Source organism: Actinoplanes utahensis (genome assembly GCF_016862455.1).
GTDB classification, from domain to species: Bacteria; Actinomycetota; Actinomycetes; order Mycobacteriales; family Micromonosporaceae; genus Actinoplanes; species Actinoplanes utahensis.
The window spans coordinates 111,433-126,056 of the sequence record NZ_BOMZ01000035.1 but is presented as its reverse complement, the minus strand read 5'-3'; the positions used below and the strand labels follow the sequence as shown (position 1 = coordinate 126,056).

General features: G+C 71.9%; 16 protein-coding genes. 14 read left to right on the top strand and 2 right to left on the bottom strand.

Annotated elements, in window-relative coordinates; translation table 11 throughout:
- The first annotated feature begins 93 nt into the window (after nt 1-93).
- From folB to Aut01nite_RS12295, 7 genes are all read left to right on the top strand, one after another.
- Nucleotides 94-456, top strand: a complete 363-nt coding sequence (folB, locus tag Aut01nite_RS12325) for a dihydroneopterin aldolase (protein WP_043533092.1) — start codon at nt 94-96, stop codon at nt 454-456.
- Nucleotides 453-974, top strand: a complete 522-nt coding sequence (gene folK, locus Aut01nite_RS12320) for a 2-amino-4-hydroxy-6-hydroxymethyldihydropteridine diphosphokinase (RefSeq protein ID WP_043533093.1) — start codon at nt 453-455, stop codon at nt 972-974. Before folB ends, folK begins: the two co-directional genes overlap by 4 nt.
- Nucleotides 971-1,486, top strand: coding sequence for a DUF3180 domain-containing protein (locus Aut01nite_RS12315; protein ID WP_043533094.1), 516 nt, complete (start codon nt 971-973; stop codon nt 1,484-1,486). The genes folK and Aut01nite_RS12315 overlap by 4 nt, the downstream gene beginning before the upstream one ends.
- Nucleotides 1,487-1,624: 138 nt before the next feature.
- The gene (locus tag Aut01nite_RS12310; protein WP_043533095.1) at nt 1,625-2,863 is read left to right on the top strand and encodes an ABC transporter permease; all 1,239 of its coding nucleotides are present in this window, start codon (nt 1,625-1,627) and stop codon (nt 2,861-2,863) included.
- Nucleotides 2,864-2,866: 3 nt separating this feature from the next.
- A complete protein-coding gene (locus Aut01nite_RS12305) occupies nt 2,867-3,160 on the top strand; it encodes a hypothetical protein (RefSeq protein ID WP_043533096.1) in 294 nt (97 codons plus the stop codon).
- A gap of 47 nt (nt 3,161-3,207) precedes the next feature.
- A complete protein-coding gene (locus Aut01nite_RS12300) occupies nt 3,208-3,699 on the top strand; it encodes a hypothetical protein (RefSeq protein ID WP_043533097.1) in 492 nt (163 codons plus the stop codon).
- A gap of 183 nt (nt 3,700-3,882) precedes the next feature.
- On the top strand, nt 3,883-5,205 hold the full coding sequence (locus tag Aut01nite_RS12295) for a hypothetical protein (RefSeq protein ID WP_043533098.1): 1,323 nt from the start codon (nt 3,883-3,885) through the stop codon (nt 5,203-5,205).
- A 4-nt stretch (nt 5,206-5,209) separates the two neighbouring features.
- Here the strand turns inward: Aut01nite_RS12295 and Aut01nite_RS12290 are convergent, their stop codons facing one another.
- Nucleotides 5,210-6,334: an NADH-quinone oxidoreductase subunit D gene (locus tag Aut01nite_RS12290; protein WP_043533534.1), complete on the bottom strand. Its 1,125-nt coding sequence runs from the start codon at nt 6,332-6,334 to the stop codon at nt 5,210-5,212.
- A gap of 17 nt (nt 6,335-6,351) precedes the next feature.
- On the bottom strand, nt 6,352-7,332 hold the full coding sequence (locus tag Aut01nite_RS12285) for an SAM-dependent methyltransferase (RefSeq protein WP_043533099.1): 981 nt from the start codon (nt 7,330-7,332) through the stop codon (nt 6,352-6,354).
- A 396-nt stretch (nt 7,333-7,728) separates the two neighbouring features.
- Here Aut01nite_RS12285 and Aut01nite_RS12280 point away from each other — a divergent pair, with 396 nt between their 5' ends.
- From Aut01nite_RS12280 to Aut01nite_RS12250, 7 genes are all read left to right on the top strand, one after another.
- Nucleotides 7,729-8,586 (top strand): Rossmann-like and DUF2520 domain-containing protein, encoded by an 858-nt coding sequence (locus Aut01nite_RS12280; protein WP_043533100.1) that lies wholly within the window; start codon nt 7,729-7,731, stop codon nt 8,584-8,586.
- Between the two features lie 43 nt (nt 8,587-8,629).
- Nucleotides 8,630-9,475, top strand: coding sequence for a pantoate--beta-alanine ligase (gene panC / locus Aut01nite_RS12275; protein ID WP_204037521.1), 846 nt, complete (start codon nt 8,630-8,632; stop codon nt 9,473-9,475).
- The gene (gene panD / locus Aut01nite_RS12270; RefSeq protein WP_043533101.1) at nt 9,475-9,903 is read left to right on the top strand and encodes an aspartate 1-decarboxylase; all 429 of its coding nucleotides are present in this window, start codon (nt 9,475-9,477) and stop codon (nt 9,901-9,903) included. Before panC ends, panD begins: the two co-directional genes overlap by 1 nt.
- 134 nt (nt 9,904-10,037) lie before the next feature.
- On the top strand, nt 10,038-10,949 hold the full coding sequence (locus tag Aut01nite_RS12265; RefSeq protein WP_043533102.1) for a septum formation family protein: 912 nt from the start codon (nt 10,038-10,040) through the stop codon (nt 10,947-10,949).
- Between the two features lie 62 nt (nt 10,950-11,011).
- Nucleotides 11,012-12,694, top strand: coding sequence for an L-aspartate oxidase (locus Aut01nite_RS12260; RefSeq protein WP_043533103.1), 1,683 nt, complete (start codon nt 11,012-11,014; stop codon nt 12,692-12,694).
- A 138-nt stretch (nt 12,695-12,832) separates the two neighbouring features.
- On the top strand, nt 12,833-13,753 hold the full coding sequence (gene nadC / locus Aut01nite_RS12255; RefSeq protein ID WP_084000089.1) for a carboxylating nicotinate-nucleotide diphosphorylase: 921 nt from the start codon (nt 12,833-12,835) through the stop codon (nt 13,751-13,753).
- Between the two features lie 62 nt (nt 13,754-13,815).
- On the top strand, nt 13,816-14,574 hold the full coding sequence (locus tag Aut01nite_RS12250) for a type III pantothenate kinase (protein WP_043533104.1): 759 nt from the start codon (nt 13,816-13,818) through the stop codon (nt 14,572-14,574).
- The last annotated feature ends 50 nt before the right edge of the window (nt 14,575-14,624 follow it).

The window sequence follows — 14,624 nt, the reverse complement described above, 5'->3', positions numbered from 1 at the left end:
GAGAGCCGTGAGCGCCCCGCCGCCAAGAGCCGCGGGCCTCCCGACTCCATCTGAAGCCGCGGGCCTCCCGCTCCCACGACAAGGGGAGAAGAAATGACCGGACGCATCACACTCACCGGCCTGCGTGCCCGTGGCCATCACGGCGTCTACGACTTCGAGCGCGAGCAGGGTCAGGACTTCGTCGTCGACGTGACCCTGGACCTCGACCTGGGGCCGGCCGCCGCCAGTGACGACGTGACGGACACCGTCCACTACGGCGAGCTCGCCGGCCGCCTGGTCGCCGTTCTCACCGGCGAACCGGTCAATCTGCTGGAACGGCTCGCCGACCGGCTCCTGGACGTCTGCCTCGCCGACGAACGTGTCACGTCCGCCGAGGTGACCGTGCACAAACCGCAGGCCCCGATCCCGCACGAGTTCGCCGACGTGGCGGTCACCCTGCGCCGGAGCCACTCGTGACCCGGGCGCTCCTGTCCATCGGGGGCAACCTCGGTGACCGTCTCGCGTACCTGCGCGCCGCCGTCGCGCGGCTGGGCACGAGTGTCGTACGCGTCTCCGGGGTCTATGAGACACCTCCCTGGGGCGACAGCGCGCAGCCGCCGTACCTCAATGCCGTGGTCCTGGTGGACGATCCCACCGTGACCGCCCGGGAATGGCTGACCCGTGCCCAGGCGTGCGAATCGGCCGAGGGGCGGGTCCGCGACCCGGAGCGCCGTTTCGGGCCGCGCACCCTGGACGTCGACGTGATCGCGGTGTGGGACGGCGAACCGGTGGTCAGCGACGACCCCGAGCTGACGCTGCCGCATCCGCGCGCCCACCTGCGCGCCTTCGTGCTGGTGCCGTGGCACGAGATGCAGCCGGACGCCGATCTACCCGGGCACGGATCGGTCGCCGCCCTGCTCGGCACGCCGGAGGTGGCGGCGGACATCGCCGGGGTGAGCCCGCGCCCGGACCTGTCGTTAGAGTCGATGGCGTGAGCGCTGACCATGGAAACCCGCATCCCTCGCTGCGGCCGACGAGCGCCTCGTCGCTGGTGGTGGCCGCGTTGGCGGCGGCCGCCGTGGGCTGGCTGCTGATCTCCACCAACGACCTGTTCTACAAGATCTCCCCGCTGCCGTGGACCGGCGCGGGCGTGCTGGCCGTGCTCGCCATCGCCGAGGCCTATCTGGCGCAGAACACCAGTGCCCGCATCCAGCGCAAACCCGGTGCGCCGCCGGTGCAGCCGCTCGCCGTGGCCCGGTTCGCGGCGCTGGCCAAGGCGTCCTCTCTGGTCGGCGCGCTCTCCGGTGGCTTCTCCGCGGGGTTGCTCGTCTGGCTGCTGCTGGAGCCGACCGACGAGGCCGCCAACGGGGTGCCGGTGGCCGGCGCCACCCTCGTCGCCGCGGTCGCGCTGATCGCCGCCGCGCTCTGGCTGGAGCGGGCCTGCCGGGTGCCGGAGCGGGACGACCGGGAGGACGACGACTCGGGCCGGCCGAACACCCGGCGGTGACCATCTGTTGATGAACATCGAACAGATTTACGCTCTGAACTGTGTCCTTCTCGTATCCGTATGCTTAACGGCGGGCGGGTCACAGCCGGAGTAGCGTGCGTCTCGAACCGCTCGTGGAGGCGTAAGGAGGCGCGGACCATGTCGTACGACGAGACCACCTTCCGCCGGCCCGGTGACGAGACGACCGAGACCGATCCGGCCGCCTACCGGCGCCGCGTGCAGTACGACGACACCGCCGGTAACACGCTCGACCAGTCCCTGCGCAACCCGGTGACCACCACCGGCGCCCTCCCGGCCGCCGAGGAGGACGGGCGCGACCGGCTCGGCATCCACCTCGGCTGGGAGGTCATGCTGCTGGTCGCCGCGGGCGTCATCGGCTTCCTGCTGTTCCGCGAGGACGCGGCGGCCCTGCAGCGCCCCGGCCTCGACACGCTGCTGGTCACCGGCGCCGCGATCGGCCTGCTCGCGCTCGGCGCCGGCCTCACCCTGCGGGCCGGCGTCCCCAATCTCGCGGTCGGCTCGATCGCCCTGGCCGCCGCCCTGCACTACGCGGAGAACGGCGACGAGGGCCTGGCTCAGGCGCTCCTGCCGGGCCTGATCATCGCGGGGGCCGGTGGACTGACCCTCGCGGTCGTGGTGCTCCTGCTGCACGTACCCGCCTGGACGGCGAGCCTGGCCGGCGCGCTCGGCGTCATCGTCTACATCCAACTGCGGCCCGCACCGGTCGAGGTGCAGGGCGACTGGGACCCGACCGGCAAGGCGTTCCTGCTGTTCGGCGGGTTCGTGCTGTTGGCGATCCTCGGTGCGGTGCTGGGCGCGGTCCCGCCGGTGCGCCGCTTCGTCGGCCGGATGCGCCCGGTCACCGACCCGGCCCGTCGCCGGGGTGCCGCCGCCGCGGTCCCGGCCGTGCTCGCGCTGTTGTTCTCCACGATCTTCGCGGCCGGCGCGGGGGTGCTGATCGCCGCCCAGTCGGCCGGCCCGATCGCCCCGGCGACCGGCCTGGAGTGGACCGGCATCGCGTTCGGTCTGGCCCTGCTCGGTGGCACCAGCGCGTACGGACGTCGCGGCGGGATCTTCGGCACCCTGTTCGCGGTCACCGCCGTGACCCTCTTCCTGCGATACGAGGAGCTTCGCGGCCTGGACATCGCGCTGTTCGCCATCGCCGCCGCCCTGTGCGCCGCCGGCTTGGTGGTGACCCGGTTCGTCGAGTCGTACGGCAGCCCGTACACCCCCGGAGCCGGCGAGGAGTGGAACGCCGCCGCCTCCACCGCCGCCGCGAACTGGTCGCCCACCCTGCCGGAGACCTGGAACACGCCCGCCACCCCCGCGCCGCGCAGCGACCGTTGGGACGATGGCCCGTGGGGCGTCAACCGCTGATCTATGCTTTCCGGCATGACCTCGCCCAGCTTTGCCGAACTGGACGCCCTGCCCACCGAGTCGCTGCGGGAGCAGGCCTTCGCCAAGGCCCGGGCCAACCGCGACGTCGCCTTCTTCTGGTCGGTGCTGCGGCACCTGCCGGACGCCGGGGACGCCGCCTCCCTCGACGGCGCGCCCAACTCGATCGGGCCGACGGTGGACGAGGCGGTCGCCCTGTGGCGTGAGTTCGAGGGCCGCGACCTCGGCGCCCAGGAGCCGTTGCTGCGCGCCGCCTTCATCGACTACCTGAGCAGGTAGTGACGCGCGTCGTTTGAGGAGCCGGCCTCGCTGGGAAATCAGCGGGCATGGCTCTCGGCAACCGTTACAAATCGGCTCCCGGCTCGGGCACTCTCGCCGCGCTCATACTCGTTCTCGTCTTCGGCAGCCCGTGGTACGCGGACTGGGCCCAGGACAACACCAACCCGAACTCCGCCGGAGGCTGGTGGCTGCGGCTGCTGTCCTGGCCACGCTGGAGCTTCGACACCGACGACTCGCTGCGTGACGTCGTCGTCGGCGACCTCAAGGCGATCCTGGTCGTCGTGCTGACGATGCTCTTCCTCTACCTGCTGCCCGGTTCGCAGTTGGCCCGGGCCCGCGGCACCATCAGCCAGTTCCTGGCCGGCTGGGCCGCGTACATCTTCGCGGGCGCGTTCGCCGCCCTGTTCGCCACCCTCTTCCTCACCAACCCGTCGCTGCTCGGCGCGTTCAACGCGGCCGGCTCCGGCGCCGGGTACGGCTTCTTCGTCGGCTGGATCGTCGGCCTCGCCTCCCTCGGCGGCTGGCGCGGCACCCGCTGACCGCGTGCCGGTGTGTGGATTCGGGGTGTGACGTGCCGCCTCGGATCCACACACGGATCCCGCCGTACGCCGTTGCCTCCCGACAGGTGAGACCGCGGCACGAATCGGCCGGATCCTGACCGAACGTGCCGTCTCATGCACGGCGGTTTTGCCGGGGACGTGCTCTCGGTAACATCTGCGCCCATGCCGGAACGGGACACCCAAGCGGGACACAGCGCGACGCTGCTCCGCGGACTCGTCTGGGCGGGCGTCGTGCTCGCCCCGATCGCGGCCGCTGTCGTGCTGATCGGCTCGGCCAGCTTCGCTGTGGTGCTGATAGCCGTGAGCGTGGTGCTGATCGGCGCCTCGGTGCTGATCCGCAGCGATCCGGTGCTGCTGCGGATGGACGTCGAGGACCGGGTCGCCGAAGAGGTGGAGACGCTCCGGCGGGAGCTGCGGGCGGAGTTCGCGACCGCGGCCGCCGCGCCGGAAGCGCCCCGGCCGCCGCTGCCGATGCGCAACCCCGGCGGGCGGGCCCAGGTCGGCGCGCAGCAGGTTCCGGCGCAGGGGTACGGCTTCGAGCCCGACTTCGTACCCCAGTCGGACTTCGCCCAGCCGGACTTCGTACCCCAGTCGGACTTCGCCCAGCCGGACTTCGCTCCGCAGCAGGACTTCCCGGCGCATCAGGACTTCCCGGCGCACCAGGAGTTCGTGTCGAACACGCAGTTCGTCTCCCAGCCGGAACCGGCGGTCTACGGGGCGCAGCCGCAGTTCCCCGAGGAGACGGCGCCCGGTTACGGCTACGAGGACGACGACTACCAGTACGCCGAGCAGGCCGCCGGCTACGACGACGAGTACCAGGACCACGGCTACTCGCAGGAGATCCCGCCCCGGACGGGTGGCGGTGGCCGTGCCTCGGTGCCGAGCGGTGGCCGTGCCTCGGTGCCCGGCGGCGGTCGTGCCTCGGTTCCCGGCATCGTCCAGCCGGTCTCACCCGCTCATGATCCGACCCCGGCGCCGGTGATGCCGGCCGGCCGCGCCAGCGCCCCGGTGCCGCCCGCCGGAGGAGTCCCGGTGGCCCGAGCCGCAGCGGCGGCCGCCGTGCCGGTCCCCGGCCCGGCACCGGCCCCGCCCACCGCCGCCCCGGTGCCCCGCCCACGCGCCGCGGCCTCGGTGCCCCCACCACCCGGCCCCAACGGCATGATGGCCCCGCCCGCCGCCCGGGCCGCGGCCAGCGTCCGGCCCGGCGGCGCCCGGTACGGCCGCCCGGACGCCCCGGACGGCGGCTACGCCGGGCCGGCGGAGAGCGCGACCACCGGCTACGCCGCGGCGCCCGCCAGTCCCGCCGACGGTTACCCCGGACATGCCGAGAACCACGGCGGATACCCGGGGGAGTACGGCGACGCGGAGAACAGCGCCGAGTACAAGGCCCGCCGGCACCGCCCCTCGGCCAACGACACGAACGTGGGAACCCTCGCCGACTTCGCGAACTACCCCGGTTACAGCGCGGCCGGCGACGACTGGTGACCGGCTACTTGTCGATGTCCCCGACGACGAAGAACATCGAGCCCAGGATCGCGATCAGGTCCGGGACCAGGCAGCCGGGGATCAGCGTGGCGAGCGCCTGCACGTTGGCGTAGGAGGCGGTCCGCAGTTTGAGCCGCCACGGCGTCTTCTCACCCCGGGACACCAGGTAGTAGCCGTTGACCCCGAGCGGGTTCTCGGTCCACGCGTAGGTGTGTCCCTCGGGCGCCTTCACCACCTTCGGCAGGCGCACGTTGACCGGGCCGCCGGTACGGTCCACCCGGTCCAGGCACTCGTCGATCAAGTCGAGGGACACGAACACCTGCTCGAGCAGCACCTCGAAACGGGCGTGACAGTCGCCTGCCGTCCGGGTCACCACCGGCACGTCGATCTGGTCGTAGTAGAGGTAGGGCTCGTCACGGCGTACATCGAAATCAAGACCGCTCGCCCGGGCGACCGGACCCGAAGCGCCATAGGCCGCGGCGTCAGCCGCGCTGAGCACCCCGACGCCGACCGTCCGCGCCATGAAGATGTCGTTCCTGCGGATGACGTTGTCGATGTCCGGCATCCGCCGCCGGACCGCCGCGACCGCCTGCCGCGCCCGTTTCGTCCAGCCCGCCGGGATCTCCTCCTTCAGACCGCCGACCCGGTTGAACATGTAGTGGATCCGACCGCCGGAGACCTCCTCCATGACCGCCTGCAGCGTCTCCCGCTCCCGGAACGCGTAGAACATCGGCGTGATCGCGCCGATCTCGAGGGGGTAGGAGCCGAGGAACATCAGGTGGTTGAGCACCCGGTTCAGCTCGGCCAGGGCCATCCGCAGCCAGGTGGCCCGCTCCGGCACCTCGATGCCCATCAGCCGTTCGACCGCGAGGACCACGCCCAGCTCGTTGGAGAACGCGGACAGCCAGTCGTGCCGGTTCGCCAGCATGATGATCTGCCGGTAGTCGCGCACCTCGAACAGTTTCTCGGCGCCGCGGTGCATGTATCCGACGATCGGCTCGCAGGTGACGACCCGCTCCCCGTCCAGGGTGAGCTTGAGCCGGAGAACGCCGTGCGTGGAGGGGTGTTGCGGGCCGATGTTGAGCACCATGTCGGCCGTGTCGAGCCCGGCGCCGGTGCCGACCGTCATCTCCCGCAGCTTGTCCGTCACCCGAGCATCGTGCCACGGTCGTCGAGGCCGACGCTGTGCCAGAGCCACCAGTGGCCGCCGAGTCCGGCCGGATCGGTCAGTTCGGCGGCGGCCCCGGCGGTTCCGAGAGCACGCAGGTATCCGGCGGGATCGGTACGGGCGAGATCCAGCGACGGCCGGGAGCCGTCCACACCGAGCGCCCGCAGCGCCTCCCGCTGCCGAACCATCGAGAAGGGCACCCCGGCCGCGCATGCCACGGCGTCCATCGCCACATGAGCGGTGACGTCGCAGCTCCCGTCCGGCACCGGCTGCACCTGGCGCCCGTCCCGATACCCGGTCAACGTCCCGAACGCCGGCCGCTCCGCCTTGACATGCCCGTAGTCCACACACAGCGCCACCCCGCGCCGCACCGCGCCGACCGCCTCCGCCCACGCCGCGTCCCGGGAGGATCCGACCTCGATCCGTCCCGCGTCCGGCCACCACCGGCTGGTCCAGAAGAGATCAGCGGGATCCGCCGGGGCGCCGAGCGTTTCCGCTCCGGTGGCCCGGTCCACGAGCACCTTGCGCAGCCGTCCGTCCTCGTCGGTCTCGAGCACGTCGAGCGGCACGTTGTCGAGCCACTCCGTCGCCACCAGCAGCCCGGTGATCTCCGACGGCACGTCGTGGCGCCACCGTACCGACGGGTGCAGACCTGGTGGCCGCGACGCGACCTCGACCGCGACCGGCCGGATCCGCCCGGCCAGATCCGCGGGCAGCAGCGTGAGCAGGGCGGTGATCAGCTCCCCGCGTCCCGCCCCCACGTCCACCAGATCGAAGACCTCGGGATGCCCGAGCGCGGCGTCGACCCGTTCGATCAGCCGCCCGAGCGCGCCGGCGAACAACGGTGACGCGTGCACACTCGTCCGAAAGTGATCAGACGGCCCGGTGCTCTCCCGGACGAAGAACCCGTCACTGCCGTACAGCCCCGCCTGCATCGCCAGCCGCCACCCGACACTCATCCCGCCACCCTAAGCAACCCCCACCCCTTTCCGGGTACGCCGTGAGCCGCCCCGGCACCCCGCCTCAGCGGTTCTCAGCAACCGTGATGGCCGGCCTGCCCGCCGGTCGCTGTGCCGCTTGTTCGTGTGGTCACCTGTGGTCCGGTCCGTGCCGTGGTTCTCCACGCAGCCCTTGCCGGGGGCAGCCCGCCCGGTTGCCGTCCGGTGTCTGGGCGGTGTGCGTGGGCGCGGGGTGGAGGTGGGGCTCAGGTGGGTGGGGAGGTGGCCGATCGAGAGGGAGTGCCGCTCGGCCACATCGATGGCGGTGCGGTTGTTCACACGTGGTTGCTACGAGCGTGTCAAGACGGCGCATACTGGCGCTCGACCGGTACCCCTACACGAGGACTGGATCCACGGATGAACGCTTTGACCGTCGGCGTCGTCGGCGCCGGCCGGGTCGGTGCGGTGCTGGGCGCCGCGCTGAACGCCGCCGGCCACCGCGTGGTCGCCGCCGCCGCCGTCTCCGCCGCCTCCCGCGAGCGGGCCGCCCGCCTGCTGCCCGGCGCGGTGATCCTCCCCGCTGACGAGGTGGCCCGGGCGGCCGCCGATCTGCTGCTGCTCGCCGTTCCGGACGACCATCTGGCCGCCGTGGTCGCCGGCCTGGACCGGACCGGCGCGCTGCGCCGGGGCCAGGTCGTGGCGCACACCTCAGGGGCTCACGGACTGGCCGTTCTGGGCGATGTGAACGGCATGGCCCTGCATCCCGCGATGACTTTCACCGGCGCGGACACCGACCTGGACCGGCTGCCCGGCATCGCCTGGGGGGTGACCAGCCCGGATCGGGTCTTCGCCACCCGCCTGGTGGCCGACCTCGGCGGGGTCCCGGAGTGGATCGCCGAGGAGTCCCGGCCGGTTTACCACGCGGCTCTGGCGCACGGGGCGAACCATCTGGTCACCCTGGTCAACGAGGCCGCCGACGTGCTGCGGGCGGCCGGTGTCGGCCGGCCCGGCCGGGTGCTGGCGCCGCTGCTGACCGCGGCCCTGGACAACGCGCTGCGGATGGGCGACGCCGCGCTGACCGGCCCGGTCTCCCGCGGTGACGCCGGCACGGTCGGCAAACACCTGGACCGGCTGCCGGCCGAGGCGCTTCCCACCTACCTGGCGATGGCCCGGCGCACCGCGGACCGGGCGATCGCTTCCGGCCGTCTGCGCTCGCAGGACGCCACCGCCCTGATGGATGTCCTGGCCCGCGCCGAGGTGGGGAGCACAGCGTGACCGACTGCACCGCAGCGAAGCAAGGGCCGGGAGGGCACGCGAAATGAAGTCCAGCACGACGACTCTGGTGCACACCCGCGCCGATCTGGCGGCCGCCCTGGACGCCGCCGACGGTGAGATCGCCGTCGTGATGACGATGGGCGCGCTGCACGAGGGGCACCGGCAGTTGATGCGGGTGGCCCGGGAGCGGTCCGCCTTCGTGGTGGTGACGGTCTTCGTGAACCCGTTGCAGTTCGGGCCGAACGAGGACTACGAGAAGTACCCACGGACCCTCGACGACGATCTCGTGGCGTGCCGGGCGGAGGGCGTCGACCTGGTCTTCGCGCCGGGCCGGGACGACGTCTACCCGCACGGGGCGCCGTCGATCACCATGCATCCGGGTGAGCTCGGCGAGATCCTGGAGGGCGCGAGCCGTCCCGGCCACTTCTCCGGGATGCTCACCGTGGTGGAGAAGCTGCTCCTGCTCACCCGGGCGGACGTGGCCTACTTCGGCGAGAAGGACTTCCAGCAGCTCGCGCTGATCCGCCGGATGGCCCGTGACCTGGAGTTGCCGGTCGAGATCGTGGGCGTTCCGACCGTACGGGAGAAGGATGGTCTGGCCCTGTCCAGCCGCAACCGCTATCTCTCGCCGGAGGAGCGCCTCGCCGCGCTCGCGTTGTCTCGCGCTCTGCGCGAGGGCGCCGCGCACCGTGACGCCGACGCGGTCCTGGCGGCCGCTCACAAGATCCTTGCCGAGGAGCCGGGGGTACGCGTCGACTACCTCGCTCTGACCGGCGCGGACCTCGGCCCCGCTCCGCAGGAGGGCCCGGCCCGCCTGCTGGTGGCTGCCAAGGTCGGCACCACCCGCTTGATCGACAACGTTTCGCTCACCCTGCAGAGAGGCGCCTGATGCTCCGGACCATGCTCAAGTCGAAGATCCACCGGGCCACCGTGACGCAGGCCGACCTGCACTACGTCGGTTCGGTCACCGTCGATCTCGATCTGCTCGAGGCGGCCGATCTGATCCCCGGCGAGCAGGTGGCGATCGTCGACGTGACGAACGGGGCGCGCCTGGAGACCTACGTGATCCCGGGCGAGCGGGGCAGCGGCGTGATCGGCATCAACGGCGCGGCCGCGCATCTGGTGCACCCCGGTGATCTGGTCATTCTGATCTCTTACGGTCAGATGGACTCGGCTGAGGCCCGCGCCTACCAGCCGCGGATCGTGCATGTGGACGCCGACAACAAGATCATTGAGTTGGGTACGGACCCGGCCGAGGCCGCCGAGGGGATGGCCGGCGATCTGGTTCGCGGCGACCTGACGTTGGCGGTCGGCTGACGGTCGCTTCCCGGGTGTGGAGTTCGCGCATCTGACCGCCGAACTCCATGCCCGGAACTTTCGCCGATCCACCTCGCGCCCTTCCGATAAGCCCATATAGTCGGCGAATCGGAAACGGCTGGGAGGCACGGCTCATGCGATACCGCCGATGGGGGGCGGCTGCCGCTGTGGCCGCGCTGCTCGCCGCGGCGGGTTGCGGCAGCGGCGGGGACGTCGACGGCGACCTGACCAACGACTGGGGCCCGATGGCGCCGGCCACCGGGTTCGTCCCCGAGGCCGCCACCTGCCATCTCTCCAACTTCGCCGCCTCCGGGCCACGCGCCACCTACGAGAAGGTGGACTGCGCCGTCGAACACCGCACCGAGACCGTCTTCGTCGGTGAGTACACCGCGCCGGCCGCGGACGCCGCCGAACCACCGGTCGGCTCCTCCGCCGGGGCACGCGCCGCCTACCGGACCTGTGACGCGAAGGCCACCGCCTATGTCGGCGGCCCGTGGCGTACCGCCCGGTTGTGGATCGGCGTCACCCACCCGTCGCCGGCGGCGTGGAGCGGCGGCTCCCGCTGGTTCCGCTGCGAGGTGGTGGAACTCGACTCCATCGAGGACGACGGCGCCCTGCTGCGGCGGGACGGCAGCCTGCGCGGCGCGCTCGCCGCCAAGGACTCCGATCTCCTGCTGACCTGTTACGCCATCGACCTGGACGACGCGGGCGCCATCTCCACCATGCCGCAGATCGGGTGCGCGCAGAAGCACAACGCCGAGTTCACCGGCATCTGGACCGCTCCGGCCACGGCCTCCTACCCGAAGGGCGACACCGCCTGGGAGCAGTTCCACGACGGCTGCCGCACGGTGACCGCGAAGTACACCGGGGTGCCCGACGACGGTGACCTCCAGTACCGCACCGGTGTCGTCTCCCTGCCTGGCAACGCCGACGTCTGGGCGCAGGGCGACCGCGGGGTGCGCTGCTATCTGTGGCTGGACGGCGCGGAGCTGACCGGCTCGCTCAAGGGCAAGGGGACCAGGGCCCTTCCGGTCCAGTACAAGTAACCATGACCACTGACGGTGCCCCCGCCGCGACGGATTCGTAGAGGCGGAGTGTACTGAACCACATGTCACCTCTCGCGGATCTCCCGGCGCTGCCGCGCCGGCTTGCCGCCGCCGAGCCCGGCTGGACCGAGACCACCGACGTGCTGGTGGTCGGCTCCGGCATCGCCGGTCTCACCGCGGCTCTCTACCTGCGGGAACAGGGCCTGCACGTCACCGTCGTGACCAAAGTGAACATCGACGACGGTTCCACCCGCTGGGCACAGGGCGGCATCGCGGCGGTGCTCGACCCGCTGGACACCCCGCAGGCCCACGCGTACGACACCGAGATCGCCGGCGTCGGCCTCTGCGACCCGGCGGCGGTGCGGGTGCTCGTCGAGGAGGGCCCGGCCCGGATCCGTGAGCTGATCCGCCGGGGCGCCGAGTTCGACCGCAACCCGGACGGCTCGCTGATGCTGACCCGCGAGGGCGGCCACCGCGCCGACCGGATCGTGCACGCCGGCGGCGACGCGACCGGCGCCGAGGTGCAGCGCGCCCTGCACGAGGCGGTCCGCCGCGACCCGTGGATCCGCCTGGTCGAGCACGCGCTCGTGCTGGACCTGCTGCGCTCGGCCGACGGGCGGGCCTGTGGGATCACCCTGCACGTGCTCGGCGAGGGCTCCGAGGACGGCGTGGGCGCCGTGCTGGCCCGGGCCGTGGTGCTCGCCACCGGCGGGATGGGGCAGATCTTCGCGTCCACCACGAACCCGTCGGTCTCCACCGGCGACGGGGTGGCGCTGGCGCTGCGGGCCGGCGCCGAGGTGACCGACGTCGAGTTCGTGCAGTTCCACCCCACCTCGTTCGTCTCCGGCGGGGCCGCCCCCCGTGGCGACGATGCGGGATCTCCGTCGGTGGACCCGGTGCAGCGGCCGCTGATCAGTGAGGCGCTGCGCGGCGAGGGCGCGTACCTGGTCGACGAGACCGGCACCCGGTTCATGCTCGGGCAGCACGAGCAGGCCGAGCTGGCGCCCCGCGACGTCGTCGCCAAGGGGATCTATCGGGTGCTCCGGGCCACCGGCGCCGACCACGTCTATCTGGACGCGCGGCACCTCGGCAAGGACTTCCTGGAGAGCCGGTTCCCGACCATCATGGCGTCCACCCGGGCCGCCGGGGTCGATCCCGCCACCGATCTGATCCCGGTCGCGCCGGCCGCCCACTACGCCTCCGGCGGGGTCCGCACCGACCTGCACGGCCGCACCAGCATCGACGGGCTGTACGCGTGCGGCGAGGTCGCCTGCACCGGCGTCCACGGCGCCAACCGGCTCGCCAGCAACTCCCTGCTGGAGGGCCTGGTCTTCGCCCGCCGGATCGCCGACGACATCGCCCGCGAGCTGCCCCCGCAGGCCGAACCGGCCCGCACCCCGGCCGGGCCGGCCTGGGTCGTCGACCCGGCGATCCGCCCCGAGTTGCAGCGCGCCATGACCCGCGGCGCCGGCGTGCTCCGTTCGGCCGACTCGCTGGCCGGCGCGGCCAAGGAACTAGCCCGGCTGTCCGAGCAGCGGTCCCGGCCGTACACCGCGGCGTGGGAGGTCACCAACCTGCTCACCGTCGCCGCCACGCTGGTGGCCTCGGCCGGCAGCCGCCGGGAGACGCGCGGCTGCCACTGGCGTGAGGACCACCCGACCGCTGCCGACGAGTGGCGCGGCCACCTGCTGAACGCTCTCGCCCCCGACGGCGCCCTCACCCAGGACTTCCAGGAGATGGCGTGATCGACTGCACCGCAGCGAAGCAAGGGCCGGGAGAGCGCGCCCGAGGAGGCACTGCGTGAGCGACCCGAGGAGGCACTGCGTGATCGACTGCACCGCATCGAAGCAAGGGCCGGAAGCGAATGCCCAGGGAGGCACAGCATGACTATTCCCGATGGCGGAACCCTCTCCCCCGGCGAGCCTCTGCCGGAGGAGCGTCCCGGTGTGGCCGATCTGGGTCTGGACCTCGGCGAGGTGCAGCGCATCGTCCTGACCGCGCTCACCGAGGATCTCGGCACCCCACCACGTGACGTGACCAGTGAGTCCACCATCCCGGCCGGCCAGATCGACACCGCCGAGCTGGTGGCCCGTGCCGACGGCGTGGTGGCCGGCCTGCTGGTGGCCGCGGAGGTCTTCGCGGCCACCAGTGCGGGAACGGCGACGTTCCAGGCGGTGGCCACCGACGGCGACCGGGTGCGGCGCGGTGACGTGCTCGCCGTGATCACCGGGCCGACCCGGGCGCTGCTGACCGCCGAGCGGACCGCCCTGAACCTGATCTGCCGGATGTCCGGCGTCGCCACGCACACCCGGAAGTGGGCCGACCTGCTGGCCGGCAGCGGCGCCACGGTGCTGGACACCCGCAAGACCACGCCGGGCCTGCGGATGCTGGAGAAGTACGCGGTCCGGGCCGGCGGCGGCACCAACAAGCGCATGGGCCTCTACGACGTCGCCATGATCAAGGACAATCACAAGCTCGCCGCGGGCAGCATCACCGCCGCGTACACGCTGGTCCGGCAGACGTTCCCGGATGTGGTGGTGCAGGTCGAGGTGACCACCCTGGCCGAGGCGCAGGAGGCGGTCGAGGCCGGCGCGGATTTCCTGCTCTGCGACAACATGACCCCGGAGGCGCTGGCCGAGGTGGTGCGGGTGGTCGGGGACCGGGTGGAGCTGGAGGCGACCGGGAACCTGACGCTGGAGACGGCGGCGGCCTACGCCAACACCGGTGTGGACTATCTGTCGGTGGGCGGGCTGACCCATTCGTCGCCGATTCTCGACATCGCGCTGGACCTGCGTCCCCGCTGAACGAGGGGCGGGGCGGTGGCCGTACAAAAGAGGGGTCTTGATTTTGATTCTTAGGGGCCTCCGTGCTGCTCTGTATTGACATCGGTAACACCAACACCGTGCTGGCGACCTTCGACGGCGACAAGCTGGTGCACAACTGGCGGATCAAGACCGACGCCGCCTCCACCGCCGACGAGCTGGGCCTGAAGATCCGGGGCCTGCTCGCCGGCGACGCCGTGGAGATCTCCGGGGTGGCCGCCTGTTCGACGGTGCCCGCCGCGCTGCGCAACCTGCGCACCATGCTGAAGCGCTACTACGACGACGTGCCGAGCGTGATCGTCGAGCCGGGCGTGAAGACCGGTGTGCAGCTCGCCATCGACAATCCCAAGGAGGTGGGCGCCGACCGGGTGGTGAACACGCTCGCCGCGCACACCCTCTACGGCGGTCCGTCGATCGTGGTCGACTTCGGCACCACCACCAACTTCGACGTGATCAGCGCGAAGGGCGAGTTCCTCGGCGGCGCGTTCGCGCCGGGCATCGAGATCTCCTTCGACGCGCTCGCCGCCCGCGCCGCCCAGCTGCGCAAGGTGGAGCCGACCAAGCCGCGGTCGGTGATCGGCAAGAACACCGTGGAGTGCCTGCAGGCCGGGCTCTACTTCGGGTTCGGCGGCCAGGTGGACCGGATCGTCGAGCGGATGATCGAGGAGATCGGCCCGGTCCGTGCGGTGATCGCCACCGGCGGCCTGTCCTGGCTGGTGAAGGACGAGTGCCGGACCCTCACCGCGCACGAGCCGATGATCACGCTGATCGGGCTGCGGATGGTATATGAGCGGAACGTCTGAGGCCGTCTGAGTAGGCTTTCGGGGTCCCAGCACCGAGAAGGAAGTCTTGC

Excerpts from the sequence above, each read along its gene's own strand:
- folB (WP_043533092.1), top strand. The coding sequence starts at position 94 with ATGACCGGACGCATCACACTCACCGGCCTGCGTGCCCGTGGCCATCAC.
- Aut01nite_RS12305 (WP_043533096.1), top strand. The coding sequence starts at position 2,867 with ATGCTTTCCGGCATGACCTCGCCCAGCTTTGCCGAACTGGACGCCCTG.
- Aut01nite_RS12300 (WP_043533097.1), top strand. The coding sequence starts at position 3,208 with ATGGCTCTCGGCAACCGTTACAAATCGGCTCCCGGCTCGGGCACTCTC.
- Aut01nite_RS12290 (WP_043533534.1), bottom strand. The coding sequence starts at position 6,334 with ATGACGGTCGGCACCGGCGCCGGGCTCGACACGGCCGACATGGTGCTC.
- Aut01nite_RS12260 (WP_043533103.1), top strand. The coding sequence starts at position 11,012 with ATGTCACCTCTCGCGGATCTCCCGGCGCTGCCGCGCCGGCTTGCCGCC.
- Aut01nite_RS12295 (WP_043533098.1), top strand. The coding sequence starts at position 3,883 with ATGCCGGAACGGGACACCCAAGCGGGACACAGCGCGACGCTGCTCCGC.
- panC (WP_204037521.1), top strand. The coding sequence starts at position 8,630 with ATGAAGTCCAGCACGACGACTCTGGTGCACACCCGCGCCGATCTGGCG.
- Aut01nite_RS12265 (WP_043533102.1), top strand. The coding sequence starts at position 10,038 with ATGCGATACCGCCGATGGGGGGCGGCTGCCGCTGTGGCCGCGCTGCTC.
- Aut01nite_RS12285 (WP_043533099.1), bottom strand. The coding sequence starts at position 7,332 with ATGAGTGTCGGGTGGCGGCTGGCGATGCAGGCGGGGCTGTACGGCAGT.
- nadC (WP_084000089.1), top strand. The coding sequence starts at position 12,833 with ATGACTATTCCCGATGGCGGAACCCTCTCCCCCGGCGAGCCTCTGCCG.
- panD (WP_043533101.1), top strand. The coding sequence starts at position 9,475 with ATGCTCCGGACCATGCTCAAGTCGAAGATCCACCGGGCCACCGTGACG.
- Aut01nite_RS12280 (WP_043533100.1), top strand. The coding sequence starts at position 7,729 with ATGAACGCTTTGACCGTCGGCGTCGTCGGCGCCGGCCGGGTCGGTGCG.
- Aut01nite_RS12310 (WP_043533095.1), top strand. The coding sequence starts at position 1,625 with ATGTCGTACGACGAGACCACCTTCCGCCGGCCCGGTGACGAGACGACC.